Here is a 14,111-nt window from a genome sequence, read left to right as displayed (position 1 = left end):
GTTTCTGAAAGAAGCGTACGTTCTGAAGCATGACGAAGGCCATCACCGTCTCCGGGCTGCACAAGTCCTTCGGACGGACGCACGCACTCGACGGGCTGGACCTGGACGTCGCCTCCGGCGAGGTCCACGGCTTCCTCGGCCCCAACGGCTCGGGCAAGTCCACCACCATCCGGGTCCTGCTCGGCATGCTGCGCGCGGACTCGGGCGCCGCGCAGGTGCTGGGCCGCGACCCCTGGACGGACGCGGTGGAGGTGCACCGCCGGATCGCCTACGTCCCCGGGGACGTGACGCTGTGGCGCAACCTCTCCGGCGGCGAGGTCATCGACCTGTACGGCAGGCTGCGCGGAGGCCTGGACCCCCGGCGCCGCGCGGAGCTGATCGAGCGGTTCGAACTCGACCCCACCAAGAAGGGCCGCACCTACTCCAAGGGCAACCGGCAGAAGGTCGCCCTGGTCGCCGCGTTCGCCTCCGACGTCGACCTGCTGATCCTGGACGAGCCGACCTCGGGCCTGGACCCGCTGATGGAGGAGGTCTTCCAGCGCTGCGTGGCCGAGGAGCGCGACCGGGGGCGCACGATCCTGCTCTCCTCCCACATCCTGAGCGAGGTCGAGGAGCTGTGCGACCGGGTGAGCATCATCCGCAAGGGCCGCACGGTCGAGAGCGGTTCGCTCGCCGACCTGCGCCACCTGACCCGCACCAGCGTCGTCGCCGAACTCGCGGGCCCGCCCGACGGGCTGGCGAACCTGCCCGGCGTCCACGACGTCGACGTGCAGGGGCGCCGGGTCAGGCTCCAGGTCGACACAGACGGGCTGGACGCCGTCCTGCGGTCCCTGAGCGAGTCGGGCGTGCGGTCGCTGACGTCGACGCCGCCCACGCTGGAGGAACTGTTCCTGCGGCACTACCAGGACGAGGCGGTCGCCCGATGACGGCCTTCGCCGTACGGCCCGGCAGCTCACGCCAGCTGGCCGGCACGGGCACGCTGCTGCGCTTCGCCCTGCGCCGCGACCGGCTGATGATCCCGGTGTGGATCGCGGTGAACGCCCTGATGGTCCTCTCCATGCCCGGCACGCTGGAGGGCCTCTACGGCACTCCGGCCGAACGCGCCGACCTGATCCGGCAGATGGAGACCAACTCCTCGCTGCGCGCGATGGTCGGCCCGGTCTTCGGTGACTCGCTGGGCGCGCTGACGGCCTGGCGGGCCGGCGTCTACGCGGGCGCCCTGGCGGCCGTGATGAGCCTGCTGGTCGTCGTCCGGCACACCCGGGACGAGGAGGAGAGCGGCCGTCAGGAGCTGGTGGCGTCCGGGATGGTGGGCCGCCGGGCCTCCCTCACGGCGGCGCTGCTGGCGGCGGCGGTCGCGAACGGGGTGCTGGCGGTGCTGCTCACCGCCGGCCTGGCCGGCCAGGGCACGACCGGGGCACTGGCCCTGGGCCTCGGCATCGCCGGAGTGGGGATGGTCTTCGCCACGATGGCGGCGATCGTCGCCCAGCTCACGGAGAGCGCGCGGCTGGCCCGGGGTCTGACGGCGGCGGTGCTGGGCGCCGCGTTCGTCCTGCGCGCGGCGGGCGACTCGGCCACGGACGACGGTTCGTCCGTCCTGACGTGGGTGTCGCCGCTGGGCTGGCTGGAGAACCTGCGCCCGTACGCGGACGAACGCTGGTGGGTGCTGGCGCTGCTCGCCGGAGCGGTCCTCCTCCAGGGCGCGGTGGCGTACGGGCTGGCCGGCCGCCGGGACCTCGGCATGAGCTTCCTGCCCACCCGGCCGGGCCCGGCGACCGGCCGCCTGGGCAGCGCCGGCGCGCTGGCCTGGCGGTTGCAGCGGGGCGGTGTGCTGGGCTGGAGCACCGGTTTCCTCCTGGCCGGGGTCGTCTACGGCGGCATGACCGAGGGCGCGGCCGACCTGGTCGGCGACAACGACAACGCCCGGCGCATCTTCGAGCGGATGGGCGGCCGGTCCGGCCTGACGGACGCGTTCCTGGCGTCGATGACCGGCATGCTCGGCCTGGTCGCGGCGCTGTACATCGTGGCGTCGGTGCTCCGCCTGCACGGCGAGGAGACCTCCGGCCGGGCGGAACCGGTGCTGGCGAACGCGGTGGGCCGCCTGCGGTGGGCCGCGGGCCATCTGGTGATCGCCTTCGGCGGCTCGGCGCTCCTCATGCTCCTGGCGGGCCTCGGCCTGGCCGCCGGCTACGGCAAGGAGACCGGACCGATCCTGGGCGCGTGCCTGGTGCAGCTGCCGGCGATCTGGGTGATCGGCGGGGTGGCGGTGCTGCTGCACGGGGTGCTGCCCCGCGCAGCCGCGGCGGCATGGGGCGTGGCAGGGGCGGCCCTGCTGATCGGCTGGGTCGGCCCCGCGCTGGACGTCCCGCAGGCGGTGCTGGACATCTCACCGTTCGGGCATCTGCCGAAACTGCCGGGAGGATCCATGGAGTGGGGGCCGGTGGTGGTGCTGACCGGGCTGGCGGTGGTGCTGATGGCGGCAGGGCTGGCGGGGTTGCGGCGGCGGGACGTGATCACGTGAGCAGCCGACGTACCGCCGGACCAGCCACCCGCGCCGATCACCCCACCTCGACGGCCAGCCCCTCCAGCCCCCGGATCACGAAGTTCGGCTTGCGGGTGGGCTCGGCGGCCAGGCGCAGGGTCGGGGTCCGGTCCAGCAGCGCCCCCATCGACGCCGCCAGTTCGATGCGGGCCAAGGGCGCGCCGATGCAGTAGTGGATGCCGGCGCTGAAGGAGATATGCGGGTTGTCCGGGCGGGTCAGGTCCAGCGCGGACGGGTTCTCGAACACCGTCGGGTCGTGGTTGGCGGAGCCGAAGAGCAGGGCGATCTCCGCGCCGCGGGGGATCGTCGTGCCGTCGAGTTCGATCTCGTCCAGGACCCAGCGCTCGAAGAGCTGGAGCGGGGTGTCGTAGCGCATCAGTTCCTCGACGGCCGAGGGGATGAGCGAGGGGTCCGCGCGCAGCAGCTCCAGCTGGGCCGGGTTGCGGAACAGGGCGTACCAGCCGTTGACCGTGGCGTTCACCGTGGCCTCGTGGCCGGCGTTGAGGAGGAGGACCGCCGTCGAGATCATCTCCTGCTCGGTGAGACGGTCGCCCTCGTCGTGGGCCGCGATCAGGCCCGAGATCAGGTCCTCGCCGGGCTCCTTGCGGCGGGCCGCGATCAGTTCGCGCAGGTAGTCGGAGAACTCCACCGACGCCCTGACCGCCTTCGCCGCCGTCTCCTCGGACGGGTTCAGCTCGTACATCCCGCAGATGTCCGCCGACCAGGGGCGCAGCGGGGCCCGGTCGGACTCCGGGATGCCGAGCATCTCCGCGATCACCGCCACCGGGAGGGGCTCGGCGACGTCCTTCAGCAGGTCGCCGCCGCCCGCATCGGCCAGGGCCGAGGCGAGTTCGTCCGCGAGGCCCCGCACGTACGGCTTCAGCCGCTCCACCGTGCGCGGTGTGAACGCCTTCGACACCAGGCGCCGGATCCGGGTGTGGTCCGGCGGCTCCAGGTCGAGCATTCCGTGGTCGTTGAGCGTGTGGAACGGCTCCTGCTCCGGCGGGGGTGCCGTGCGGCCGAACTCCTCGTGCGTGAACCGGTGCTGGTACGTCCGTCCCAGGCGCCGGTCGCGCAGCAGCGCGGAGACGTCCGCGTGATGCGGGACGAGCCACTGGTTCGTGGGCGCGAAGTAGTGCACCCGGCCCCGCGCACGCAGCTCGGCGTAGGCGGGGTACGGGTCGGCGAGGAACGCCGGGTCCCAGGGGTCGAACGCGAGGTCAAAAGCAGCTGCCATGGACGGACGCTAGCCCCACACCCCCCTGTCTGACCAGGGGGTTCCGGCGGGCCACCGGGCGCCCGGCTAGCCGGGCGTCACCAGCCGCGCCTCGTAGGCGAACACCGCCGCCTGTGTCCGGTCCCTGAGCCCCAGCTTCACCAGGATCCGGCTGACATGCGTCTTGATCGTCGACTCGGCGACCACCAGCCGCTCGGCGATCTCCGCGTTCGACAGACCCTGCGCGATCAGGACCAGCACCTCCGTCTCCCGGTCGGTGAGGTCGCCGTACGCCGCCTGCGCGGAGGGCATGAGGCGCGGGGTCTCGGAGAGCTTGGAGAACTCGGTGATCAGTCGCCTGGTCACCGAGGGGGCCAGGAGGGCCTCACCGGCGGCCACGACCCGCACCCCGTCGGCGAGCTGTCGGGCCGAGGCGTCCTTGAGGAGGAACCCGGAGGCCCCCGCGCGCAGCGCCTGGTAGACGTACTCGTCGAGGTCGAAGGTGGTGAGCACCAGCACCTTCGCCGCTCCGTCGGCGGCGACGATCTCGCGGGTCGCCTCGATGCCGTTCAGCTCGGGCATGCGGATGTCCATCAGCACGACGTCCGGGGCGAGCTCGCGGACCTTCGCGACGGCCTCCCGGCCGTTCACCGCCTCGCCGACGACCTCGATGTCGGGCATCGCGTTCAGCAGGACGGAGAAGCCCTCGCGCACCATCATCTGGTCGTCCGCGATCAGCACGCGAATGGTCATGCGTCGTCCTCGTCCGGCAGTGCGACCGGCAGGAACACCGCCACCTCGTATCCTCCGTCGTCCGTCTGGCCCGCCGTCATCTCGCCGTTCAGCATCGTCACGCGCTCCCGCATGCCCGTGATGCCGTGCCCGGCGCCCGGCGAAGGCTTGATCAGGCTGGGGTTGGGCGGCGGGCCGTTGACTATGCGCAGGCCCAGGCCGCCGAGCACGTACCCGATCTCGACGCGGGCACTCGCACCGGGCGCGTGCCGCAGGGTGTTGCTCAGGGCCTCCTGCACGATCCGGTACGCCGACAGTTCCACGCCCTGCGGCAACTCGCGCACCGCGCCGGTCACGACCTTCTCGACGCCCAGACCGGCCTCCCGCACATTGGCCAGCAGCCCTTCCAGGTCGGCGAGCGTGGGCTGCGGGGCGTCCGGGGCCTCGTAGTCCTCGGCACGGACGACGCCCAGGACCCGGCGCAGCTCCGTCAGGGCCGCCACCGCGTTCTCCCGGATGGTGGCGAAGGCCTTCTCCAGTTCCGGCGGCGGGTTCTCCACCCGGTAGGGCGCGGCCTCCGCCTGGATCGCGACCACCGACATGTGATGGGCGACCACGTCGTGCAGCTCGCGGGCGATCGTCGTGCGCTCCTCCAGCAGCGTGCGGCGGGAGCGCTCGTGCGCGGTGACCGTCTGCTGCGCGGTGACCTCCTGCTCCGCGTGGCGGCGGATGTGCCAGACGGTGACGGCGAGGAGGATGAACGCGGAGACGACCAGCATGGGGCCGGTGTTGGTGCTGTAGCGGCCCGCCGTGCCGAAGATCGTCTCCGCGAGGATGCCGTAGGCCGCGGTGAGCGCCCACATCCAGGCGGCCGTGCGCGGCCTGGTGCGTATGGCCACGATCGTCAGCACCGTCAGGTGACAGGCGAAGCTGCCCGGCAGCCAGGGCCAGTCGCCCCAGTCGTCGCCGAACGGGAGAGCCAGGGGGGTGGCCGCCATGGACACCCAGAACGCGCCGACCGGCCGGACCAAGGTCAGCAGGATCGGGACCGCGGCGAGCAGGCCCAGCACCAGGGCCATGCCCTGGTCGACCGTGGCGATGGACAGGGCGATCAGGGCGGCCGCGCAGATCACGGCGTGCGGTGTCAAGGCCGCGAAGTCCCGCAGACGGCCGGGCAGCCTCCTGGTCAGGGGGCCGTCGACGCGCATGCGCGGCAGCTGGCGATAGGCGAAGGCGTCGTGGATGAGGTCCTGCCGCAGCCCGCGCAGGGCGTCCACGGCCAGCCGGTACTCCGGGCTGCGGGGCTTGGCCTCGCCCGCCGGCGGCGTGGTCTGCGAGTGAGTCGTCTCGGTCACGTACAGAACGGTATGCGCCCCCCGGGACGCGGTCGTCCCCAGTGAGAGGGGTTCCACAGCCTCCCTCTCAGGTACTACGGGGCCCCGGGGCCCGGCTTCAGTAGCCCGACGGACGGACCAGCCCCGACTCGTACGCGAACACCGCCGCCTGCGTCCGGTCCCTCAGGCCCAGCTTCACCAGGATCCGGCCCACATGGGTCTTCACCGTCTGCTCGGCGACGAACAGGTGCTTGGAGATCTCCGCGTTCGACAGGCCCTGCGCGATCAGGGCGAGCACCTCCGTCTCCCGCTCGGTCAGGTCACCGATCCGTTCCTTGAGCGGGGCGCGGGGCCGGTCGTCCAGCCGGGAGAACTCGGCGATCAGCTTGCGGGTGATGACCGGGGCGAGCAGCGCGTCACCGGCCGCGATCACCCGGACCGCCTCGGCGAGCTGCTCCGACGACGCGTCCTTCAGCAGGAACCCGGAGGCTCCGGCGCGCAGCGCGTCGTACACGTACTCGTCGAGGTCGAAGGTGGTGAGCACCAGCACCCTGATGTCCGGGTTCGCGGTCGTGATGCGCTCGGTGGCCTCGATGCCGCCGATCCCGGGCATGCGGATGTCCATGAGGACGACGTCCGGGGCGGTCTCGGCGGCCTTCGCGACACCGCCCTCTCCGTCCTTCGCGTCGCCGACGACCTCTATGTCGGGCTGGGTGCCGAGCAGCACGGTGAAGCCCTGCCGGACCATCGCCTGGTCGTCGACGATGAGAACCCGGATGGGTTTGCCGGTACCGCTCGTCATGAGGTCCCTCCTAAGGGGCCGTGGGGTGATGGGTGCCCGGGGCGTCGGCGGGCGGGACGTCCGGGAGGAACGCGGTGACCTTGAAGCCGTCCCAGTGCCACGGGTGCGCCGTCATGGTGCCGCCGAGCATCGCGACCCGCTCCCGCATGCCGAGCAGCCCGTGTCCCGCTCCCGTCGAGGGCGGCGCGGGCCCGGTCGGCCGGCCGTTGACGACCTCCACCTCCAGCCCGTCCGGCTGATACGTGAGACGGACCGTGGCTCTCGCGCCGGGCGCGTGCCGCAGGACGTTGCTCAGCGCCTCCTGCACGATCCGGTACGCGGACAGCTCCACGCCGGGCGGCAGTGGCCGCCGCTCGCCGTTGATCTCGGTGATGACCTCGCGGCCGGCGGCCCGGGTGTTCTCCACCAGCGCGTCCAGCCGGTCGAGGGTGGGCTGCGGGGCATGGCCGGCGATGTCGCCGTCCGGGCCGGCGGGCTCCCCCGGCCCGGGGTGCTCCGAGCGCAGCACGCCCAGCACGCGGCGCAGCTCGGTCAGCGCCTCCAGGGCGTTCTCCCGGATACCGGCGAGGTTCTCCTTGAGCTCGTCGGGCGGGTTCTCGACGAGATGCGGGGCGACCTGCGCCTGGATGGAGATGACCGACATGTGGTGGGCCACCACGTCGTGCAGCTCCCGGGCGATGCGGCTGCGCTCCTCCAGCAGCGTGCGGCGGGTGCGCTCCTCGGCGGTGAGGGTCGTCTGCTCGACGAGTTGCGCCCGGGCCTCGCGGCGGCCGCGCAGGGCGGTGCCGAGGACCACGACGACGGCGAACAGGATGAGCGCCAGCACCCCGGTGGGCTGGTAGTGGACCCCGGGGACCGTCAGTCCCTCCAGGACCCAGGTGGCCAGCGCGGTCAGGGCCAGCGCCTCCACGGCGACGCGGGTGGGCACCCGCAGCGCGAGCAGCAGCAGGACGAGCAGGTGGGCGATGAGTCCGGCCACGGTCCAGGGCCAGGTGAATGAGTAGTCGGGTTCTATCCGGACGTACACCGCGACCGCGCCCACCACGGTCGCCACCGTCGACAGCCACCAGGCCGGAACCGGCCGCCACATCGCGAGGAGTACCGCGCCGCCCTGCCCGAACGCCAGCACGAAGGCGTACCCGGCGTCCAGATGTCCGTTGTCGTTGAGCTGGGCCGTGCCGCCGAGCGTGATCCCGAACGCCGCGAGGCACAGCAGACCGTGCGGCAGCCAGCGCAGCCAGGTGGTCGGCGGCAACGGGTCCACCCGGGCGGTCCACAGATCCTGGCGCAACACCCGCAGCCAGCCCTCGACGCGCGCCCGCAGCGCGCGGCCCACCCCCGTGTCCGTCACGCGCCCCAGCCTAGACATGGCGGGCCTTCACCGCCGTCCCCCGGTCGGACGACGGACGGTGCGCCCGCACCACCCGCGACCTGCGGCCCCGGCCGCCCGCGCCCCGCTCGAAGGACCGGAAGGCGGCCCAGCAGACCGCGAGGACCAGGGCGAACACGGGCAGCCAGAGCAACCGGGCCCCGACCCAGCCGAGGCTGTCGGGCACCGTGTGCAGGCCGGGGAGGTGCCCGGCGAGGAGGCCGGTGGCCGTCGTGGCCATCAGGGCCGTCTGGTGCCACAGGAAGACGGTCATCGCGGAGAGGTTGACGAGGGCCACCGCCGCCCACGCCACGGGCCGGCGCATCGCCCGCCGCAGCCGCTCGCGCAGCAGCAGGGCGAGACCGCACTGGGCCAGCCCGAAGGTGACGACGGCCAGCGTCGGCGGGTCCAGGTTGGACATGCCCTCGCCCGGGACGCCGACCATCGAGGCCGGATAGCCCGCCCACGCGACGAGCCCCGCGGTCGCCACCGCACCGCCGGCGAGCAGGATCCAGCCCGCGTGGCGGCGCTCCAGCTCGCCCCGGGTCCAGGCCGCGCCCAGCGTGTAGGGCACCAGCCAGCCCGCGGCCACGTTCACCCAGCCCAGCCAGGAGGGGCCGCCGAGGCCGAAGCGCAGCAGATCCACATGGAGTACGACGGCCAGCGGCCACAGAGGGTTGAGCCGGGTCAGCAGCGGGGTCGCCGCCGTCAGGCCCGCGAACACCACCAGGAACCACATCGGGGACAGCGCCAGCTTCACCAGCGTCCGGACCGTCCCGAACTCCGCGCCCGACAGCAGCAGGGCGAGCGCGGCGACCGTCCACAGGCTGAGGACGGCGGCGACCGGTGCGAACAGCCGGGTCAGCCGGGCCGTCAGCCAGCGGTGGTACGGGATGCCGCGGGCCCGGGCCGAGGCCAGGCTGCGGGTCGCGACATGCCCGCCGACCAGGAAGAACACGGCGAGTGTCTGGAACAGCCAGGAGACGGGCGTCAGCCAGGGCATGTGCTGGAGGGGGCTCGCCGTGCGCAGGGTGCCGCTGTCGGCGACCAGGGCCGTGACCAGCCAGTGCCCGAGGACGACACCGAGGACCGCGGCGGCGCGCAGGGCGTCCACGGCCCGGTCGCGGTCGGCCGGGGTGGCCGCACCGACGCGTTCGGCACCGCGGCGCACCGCATGCCGGACACCTCGCGCTTCGCGTTCTTCGCTCACTTCGCGTACTTCGCGTGCTCCGACGTCAGTCATGGGTCACCGCCTTGGTGTCGCCCAGGGCGATCCGGGCCAGGTTGGTCAGGGAGGTCGAGCCGGGGCTGAAGTAGTCGCTGTGGCCGCCGTCGCCGGCCGCGAAGACCCGGGCGCCGAAGGCCGGGGAGACGGGGTCGGTGCCGAAGCCGACGGTGGTGCCGAACAGGTCCGCGCTGACGTGCGGGACGTTCTCCACCCAGTCGTCGCCGCCGCGGGCCGCCCAGACGCGGGCGCTGGTGTGCAGGGCGGCCACGGAGTCCGCGCCGGTGCCGGGACTGCCGACGAGCGCGATGTCGTCGACGGCGAGCCCGGCGGCGGCCCGGCCGCAGACGACCGAACCGTACGAGTGGCACAGCAGCGAGATGCGCGGTCCGCCGCCCGCCATGGCCCGCAGTCCGGCGACGAGGGCGCGCAGGTGCGGGGCCGCCTGCTCCGCCCTGCCGGTCGTCGTGACCGTCGCGCTGACCGTGCCCGGCGTCTCGTAGCCCAGCCAGGCCACGACCGCCGTGCGCGTGCCCTCGGGGGCCTCCCGTGCGAGCTGCCCGTACAGGGCGGCGGCCGCCGCGTGGAACCGGCCGTAGGTGTCGAGGCTCGTGTCGGAGCCGGGCACCAGGACGGCGATGCGGTCGGCGCGGGCGAGGTCGCCCAGGACCTCCGTCACCCGGCCGGAGCCGCGGCCGTCGAAACGGAGGAGATGCCGGGCCGGAGCGGCCAGTTGACGGTCCCTCGCGGCCCGCTCCCGGTCGTGGTGGGCGGCGGCCGTCCGGGCCGCTTCGGCGGCGTTGGCACGGTTGGCCGCGTACGCCTCGTCGAGCGTGGACGCGCTGAGCGGTGGGAGCGACGCGGGGGCGGGCGCGGGGATCTCCGGGCGTCCCGCCGCGGAGAGGGGGAACACCACCGCGCCGGTGATGAGAACGGCGAGCGCGGCTCGACGCCATCGGCCGCCGCGGTGCCGACCGCCGTCCCCACGGCGGTACTTCGCTGCGAACCCCATGGTCGTCCCCTCCGGCGCACCCGGCCATCGGGTCCGCTCGGAAGGGAAGTTACGGATCAGGACTCGTCGTTCGCGTCACACCGGGGAGCTCACCTGCGGCCTGGCTCTCAGGTATTACGGGTACGACCTACGGGATCGACCTGAGCCGTTCACCACGCCAGTTGGGCGATCTCCTCCACGACCACCGCGCACGCGTCCGCCGCCGGGTCGATGAGCGGAAAGTGCCCCACGTCCTCCAGCAGCGTCACTCCCACCATCTCCCCGGCCTTCGCCGCCGCGTCCGCGTACGACTCGGCGACCGCCTGCGGCACGACGAGGTCCGTGCGCCCTTGGACCAGGGTCGTGGCGATGCCGGTGGGCAGCAGCAGCGCCGGGTCCGCGTACGGCTGCCGCTCGGCGAAGTGCTCGTCCCCGCCCAGCAGTTGCCGTACGGCACCGCCGCACACGTCGAGCTTGTCGGCGACCGCGAGGTCCGCGATCGGGGCGAGCGCGACCACACCGCGCAGGGCCGCCGGGCTGTCGGCGCGCCAGGGCGAGCCGGCCGGCAGGACGTGCCGGGCAGCGGCCCACAGGGCGAGGTGCCCGCCTGCCGAGTGACCGGTGAGGACCGTACGGCGCGGGTCGGCCTGCGGCAGCAGCTCCCGGACGAGCGCCGGAAGGGCGTCCAGCGCGGCCGCGACGTCGTCGAAGGTGTCGGGCCAGCGCCCCGCGACGGAGTCGTCACCGCCGCCGCGCCGGTACTCGGCGCTGGCCACGGCGAACCCGCGCCGGGCGAGGAAGGCCGCGAACGGGCTGATGTGACGCCGGTCGTACGGTGCACGCCAGGCACCGCCGTGCAGCACCAGGACGACCGGGGCAGGCCCGCCCGGGCCGGCCTGCGCGCGCGGGACGTAGAAGTCGATGACCTGGTCGGGGTGGTCGCCGTAGGCGGCGGTGGCGTCGGGGGCGACGGGCGCGTGGGAGAACGCCGACTGCTCCTCGGCGGCGGCCCGTGCTGCTGCGACGTCGTCCGTCATGCTCCAACCTCTCAGCGATCAAACGTATTTGGCGGATCAGGCGGGGATCCGGCCGTTGGCCGGGACGGTATCAGGCAGGTGACGTGGGCGGACACGCGGATGTCACGCTGGGTGAAGGCCGAACGGCCCCCGCGGCGGCGGGGGCCGTTCGTCCCGGGAAACTCACCCCAGCGTCCGAGCCAGCACCCGCGCCGCCCGCTCCACGTCGGCGAAGCCCACGTACAGCGGTGTGAAGCCGAAGCGCAGCACGTCCGGCGCCCGGAAGTCGCCGACCACCCCACGCTCGACGAGCCGTTTCATCACGTCACCGGCGTCGTCGCAGCGCAGGGCGATCTGGCTGCCCCGCTCCGCGTGCGCCACCGGCGTCAGGCACTCGACCCTGCCCTCGGGCACGTACGCGGCCACGCACTCCAGGAAGAAGTCCGTCAGCGCGAGCGACTTGGCCCGCACCGCCTCGACCGGCACCCCGTCCCACACCTCCAGGGCCGCCTCCAGGGCGAGCATGGAGAGGATGTCCGGCGTGCCGACCCGGCCGCGCAGGGCGCCGGGGGCCGGCTCGTACCCGCTGCTCATCCCGAACGGCTCGGCGTGGGAGTTCCAGCCGGGCAGCGGGGAGTCGAAGCGGTCCTGAAGCTCCCGGCGCACGTACAGGTACGCCGGTGAACCCGGCCCGCCGTTCAGGTACTTGTAGGTGCAGCCGACCGCGAGGTCCACGCCGTGCTCGTCCAGCCCCACCGGCAGCGCGCCCGCGCTGTGGCACAGGTCCCAGACGGCGTACGCGCCCGCCCCATGCACGGCGGCCGTCAGCGCCGGCAGGTCGTGCAGCCGGCCGGTGCGGTAGTCGACGTGGTTGAGGAGGACGGCGGCGGTACGGTCGCCCAGCGCGCCCGGCACGTCCGCCGGTGCCACCGGCCGCAGCGTGCGGCCGGTCATCCGGGCGGCGGACTCGGCGATGTACCCGTCGGTGGGGAAGGTCGTGGCGTCGACGAGGATCTCGTCGCGGCCCTCCCCCGCCATCCGCACGGCCCCCACCAGTGCCTTGAAGACATTGACACTGGTCGAGTCGCCCACCACGATCTGCCCGGGCGCCGCCCCTACCAGCGGGGCGATCCGGTCACCGATCCGCTCGGGCGCGGTCCACCAGCCGCTCTCCTCCCAGGACCGGATGCGCAGCTCGCCCCACTGGCGGCGTACGACGTCCTCGACCCGCCCGGGGACGACGGCCGGCAGCGCGCCGAGCGAGTTGCCGTCGAGGTAGACAACATCGTCGAGAACGAATGCGTCCCGCTTGCCGCGCAGGTCGTCGGCGGCGTCCAGTTTCTCCGCGCGCATCTCCAGTTCAGACATGGGATCGCGCCGTCCACAGCTCGGGGAACACCTGCTTCTGCGCCCGCTTCTCCAGCCAGGCCACTCCGGCGGAGCCGCCCGTGCCGGTCTTGGCGCCCATCGCGCGACGGGTGGCGACGAGGTGGTCGTTGCGCCAGCGCCACACCAGCTCGGCGACATCGGTCAACGCCTCGCCGAGCCGGGCGAGGTCGCCGCTCTCGTCACCCGAGTAGAGGGCCGTCCAGGCGGCCTCCACCTCCGGGGACGACTCGTAGCGCTGCGACACGTCACGCCCCAGCACGGCCTGCGGGATGTCGTACCCGCGCCGCGCCAGCAGCCGCACGACCTCGTCGTACAGGCTCGGCTCGTGCAGTGCCTTCTCCAGCTCGGCGTGCACACGCGGCGCGCCCCGGTGCGGGACCAGCATGGACGCGGACTTGTCGCCGAGCAGGAACTCCATCCGCCGGTACATCGCCGACTGGAACCCGGACCCCTCGCCGAGGGCGGACCGGTACGAGTTGAACTGCGCCGGCGTGAGCTGGCCGAGCGGCTTCCATGAGGCGTTGAGCGCCTCCAGCTCGCGCACGGACCTCTTCAGCGCGGCGGTCGCGGCGGGGACGTCGTCGCCGCGCAGCGCGTGTGCCGCCGTCTCCCACTCGTGGACGATGACGGTGAACCACAGCTCCATCACCTGGGTCGTGACCAGGAAGACCATCTCTCCGGGATCGTCGGAGAGGGTGTGCTGGAGGTGGGTGAGGACGTCCGCCTTGACGTAGTCCTCGTACGGCGTCGTGCCGTGGAAATCGAGATGCGGGGTCTCGGGCTCGTGAGCCTCGTGGGACATCGCTGTCTCCTGCTTTGTAACTCCGGGTAGCGGTCCGCCCCTGCCGATGCCGGCACGGGGGCCCCGGTCCCCACGGGCATACTCCGCAATCGTCCCCCGAAACCGCAAGGCCCGCCCGCTCGGCGGACGGGCCCGGAGGGTGTCCGACGTCAGCCCAGGACCTGCGCCGCCGTCGGCGAGGAGTCCTTCAGGAACTGGGAGCAGCGCTCGTACTCCTCCTGCTCGCCGATCGCCTGTGCGGCACGGGCGAGGGCGTGCAGGGCACGCAGGAAGCCGCGGTTCGGCTCGTGCTCCCAGGGAACCGGGCCGTGGCCCTTCCAGCCGCTGCGGCGCAGCGCGTCCAGGCCGCGGTGGTAGCCCGTGCGGGCGTACGCGTACGACTCGACGGTCGCGCCCCGCTCGTACGCCTCGTCGGCGAGCTGCGCCCAGGCGAGCGAGGAGGTGGGGTGCGCGGCGGCGACGTCGACCGGCGCGGTACCCGACGCGAGCATTTCCCGTGGCCCGGGGTCGTCGGGGAGGTGGGTCGGGGGCGGGCCCCCGAGGAGGTTCTCGTGAATGGACATGCCCCAAGTCTGCGTCATGAGGACGGCTGCGGCGCAGTGCCGGGGTGGGTAACCCGGCGCTTCGAGGTGCCCGGCGTTGTCGCTGGGGCGGGGTGGGTCCGCAGCCCGGCGTAGCCGGGTGCCGCCGCGC

The 14,111-nt window shown here is 73.3% G+C and carries 13 protein-coding genes; 2 read left to right on the top strand and 11 right to left on the bottom strand.

The genetic code is table 11. The annotated features are described in order from the left end of the window. The first annotated feature begins 29 nt into the window (after positions 1–29). Together ACZ3I3_RS01905 and ACZ3I3_RS01900 are read left to right on the top strand one after the other, a co-directional pair. Positions 30–926, top strand: a complete 897-nt coding sequence (locus ACZ3I3_RS01905; protein WP_467361749.1) for an ABC transporter ATP-binding protein — start codon at positions 30–32, stop codon at positions 924–926. Continuing rightward, on the top strand, positions 923–2,521 hold the full coding sequence (locus tag ACZ3I3_RS01900) for an ABC transporter permease (protein WP_467361747.1): 1,599 nt from the start codon (positions 923–925) through the stop codon (positions 2,519–2,521). Before ACZ3I3_RS01905 ends, ACZ3I3_RS01900 begins: the two co-directional genes overlap by 4 nt. Positions 2,522–2,558: 37 nt before the next feature. Here the strand turns inward: ACZ3I3_RS01900 and ACZ3I3_RS01895 are convergent, their stop codons facing one another. From ACZ3I3_RS01895 to ACZ3I3_RS01845, 11 genes are all read right to left on the bottom strand, one after another. Beyond that, on the bottom strand, positions 2,559–3,779 hold the full coding sequence (locus ACZ3I3_RS01895; RefSeq protein ID WP_467361745.1) for a cytochrome P450: 1,221 nt from the start codon (positions 3,777–3,779) through the stop codon (positions 2,559–2,561). A gap of 66 nt (positions 3,780–3,845) precedes the next feature. Continuing rightward, positions 3,846–4,511, bottom strand: coding sequence for a response regulator (locus tag ACZ3I3_RS01890; RefSeq protein ID WP_020270365.1), 666 nt, complete (start codon positions 4,509–4,511; stop codon positions 3,846–3,848). Beyond that, positions 4,508–5,845, bottom strand: a complete 1,338-nt coding sequence (locus ACZ3I3_RS01885) for a sensor histidine kinase (RefSeq protein ID WP_467361743.1) — start codon at positions 5,843–5,845, stop codon at positions 4,508–4,510. The genes ACZ3I3_RS01890 and ACZ3I3_RS01885 overlap by 4 nt, the downstream gene beginning before the upstream one ends. A gap of 97 nt (positions 5,846–5,942) precedes the next feature. Continuing rightward, positions 5,943–6,626 (bottom strand): response regulator, encoded by a 684-nt coding sequence (locus ACZ3I3_RS01880; RefSeq protein WP_086850229.1) that lies wholly within the window; start codon positions 6,624–6,626, stop codon positions 5,943–5,945. A gap of 10 nt (positions 6,627–6,636) precedes the next feature. Next, positions 6,637–7,995, bottom strand: a complete 1,359-nt coding sequence (locus tag ACZ3I3_RS01875; RefSeq protein ID WP_467361741.1) for a sensor histidine kinase — start codon at positions 7,993–7,995, stop codon at positions 6,637–6,639. Further along, the gene (locus ACZ3I3_RS01870; protein WP_467361739.1) at positions 7,988–9,238 is read right to left on the bottom strand and encodes an acyltransferase family protein; all 1,251 of its coding nucleotides are present in this window, start codon (positions 9,236–9,238) and stop codon (positions 7,988–7,990) included. The genes ACZ3I3_RS01875 and ACZ3I3_RS01870 overlap by 8 nt, the downstream gene beginning before the upstream one ends. Beyond that, positions 9,231–10,232, bottom strand: coding sequence for an alpha/beta hydrolase (locus tag ACZ3I3_RS01865; protein WP_467361738.1), 1,002 nt, complete (start codon positions 10,230–10,232; stop codon positions 9,231–9,233). Before ACZ3I3_RS01865 ends, ACZ3I3_RS01870 begins: the two co-directional genes overlap by 8 nt. A 149-nt stretch (positions 10,233–10,381) precedes the next feature. Further along, positions 10,382–11,248, bottom strand: a complete 867-nt coding sequence (locus ACZ3I3_RS01860; RefSeq protein ID WP_467361736.1) for an alpha/beta hydrolase — start codon at positions 11,246–11,248, stop codon at positions 10,382–10,384. Positions 11,249–11,410: 162 nt separating this feature from the next. Next, the gene (gene kynU / locus ACZ3I3_RS01855; protein ID WP_467361735.1) at positions 11,411–12,595 is read right to left on the bottom strand and encodes a kynureninase; all 1,185 of its coding nucleotides are present in this window, start codon (positions 12,593–12,595) and stop codon (positions 11,411–11,413) included. Continuing rightward, positions 12,588–13,418 (bottom strand): tryptophan 2,3-dioxygenase family protein, encoded by an 831-nt coding sequence (locus ACZ3I3_RS01850; RefSeq protein WP_467361734.1) that lies wholly within the window; start codon positions 13,416–13,418, stop codon positions 12,588–12,590. Before ACZ3I3_RS01850 ends, kynU begins: the two co-directional genes overlap by 8 nt. A 149-nt stretch (positions 13,419–13,567) precedes the next feature. Continuing rightward, entirely contained in the window at positions 13,568–13,981 is a 414-nt protein-coding gene (locus tag ACZ3I3_RS01845; protein WP_086605478.1) for a DUF3151 domain-containing protein, read from the bottom strand. Positions 13,982–14,111 lie beyond the last annotated feature (130 nt).

The organism is Streptomyces sp. NPDC016851 (assembly GCF_055562795.1).
The sequence above is the reverse complement of the archived record's forward strand: the minus strand, read 5'-3'. Positions and strand labels throughout refer to the sequence as shown.

Bases quoted from the DNA above. Each gene is read 5' to 3' on its own strand.
- ACZ3I3_RS01905 (WP_467361749.1), top strand. From the start codon at position 30: ATGACGAAGGCCATCACCGTCTCCGGGCTGCACAAGTCCTTCGGACGG.
- ACZ3I3_RS01900 (WP_467361747.1), top strand. From the start codon at position 923: ATGACGGCCTTCGCCGTACGGCCCGGCAGCTCACGCCAGCTGGCCGGC.
- ACZ3I3_RS01895 (WP_467361745.1), bottom strand. From the start codon at position 3,779: ATGGCAGCTGCTTTTGACCTCGCGTTCGACCCCTGGGACCCGGCGTTC.
- ACZ3I3_RS01890 (WP_020270365.1), bottom strand. From the start codon at position 4,511: ATGACCATTCGCGTGCTGATCGCGGACGACCAGATGATGGTGCGCGAG.
- ACZ3I3_RS01880 (WP_086850229.1), bottom strand. From the start codon at position 6,626: ATGACGAGCGGTACCGGCAAACCCATCCGGGTTCTCATCGTCGACGAC.
- ACZ3I3_RS01875 (WP_467361741.1), bottom strand. From the start codon at position 7,995: ATGTCTAGGCTGGGGCGCGTGACGGACACGGGGGTGGGCCGCGCGCTG.
- ACZ3I3_RS01870 (WP_467361739.1), bottom strand. From the start codon at position 9,238: ATGACTGACGTCGGAGCACGCGAAGTACGCGAAGTGAGCGAAGAACGC.
- ACZ3I3_RS01865 (WP_467361738.1), bottom strand. From the start codon at position 10,232: ATGGGGTTCGCAGCGAAGTACCGCCGTGGGGACGGCGGTCGGCACCGC.
- ACZ3I3_RS01860 (WP_467361736.1), bottom strand. From the start codon at position 11,248: ATGACGGACGACGTCGCAGCAGCACGGGCCGCCGCCGAGGAGCAGTCG.
- kynU (WP_467361735.1), bottom strand. From the start codon at position 12,595: ATGTCTGAACTGGAGATGCGCGCGGAGAAACTGGACGCCGCCGACGAC.
- ACZ3I3_RS01850 (WP_467361734.1), bottom strand. From the start codon at position 13,418: ATGTCCCACGAGGCTCACGAGCCCGAGACCCCGCATCTCGATTTCCAC.
- ACZ3I3_RS01845 (WP_086605478.1), bottom strand. From the start codon at position 13,981: ATGTCCATTCACGAGAACCTCCTCGGGGGCCCGCCCCCGACCCACCTC.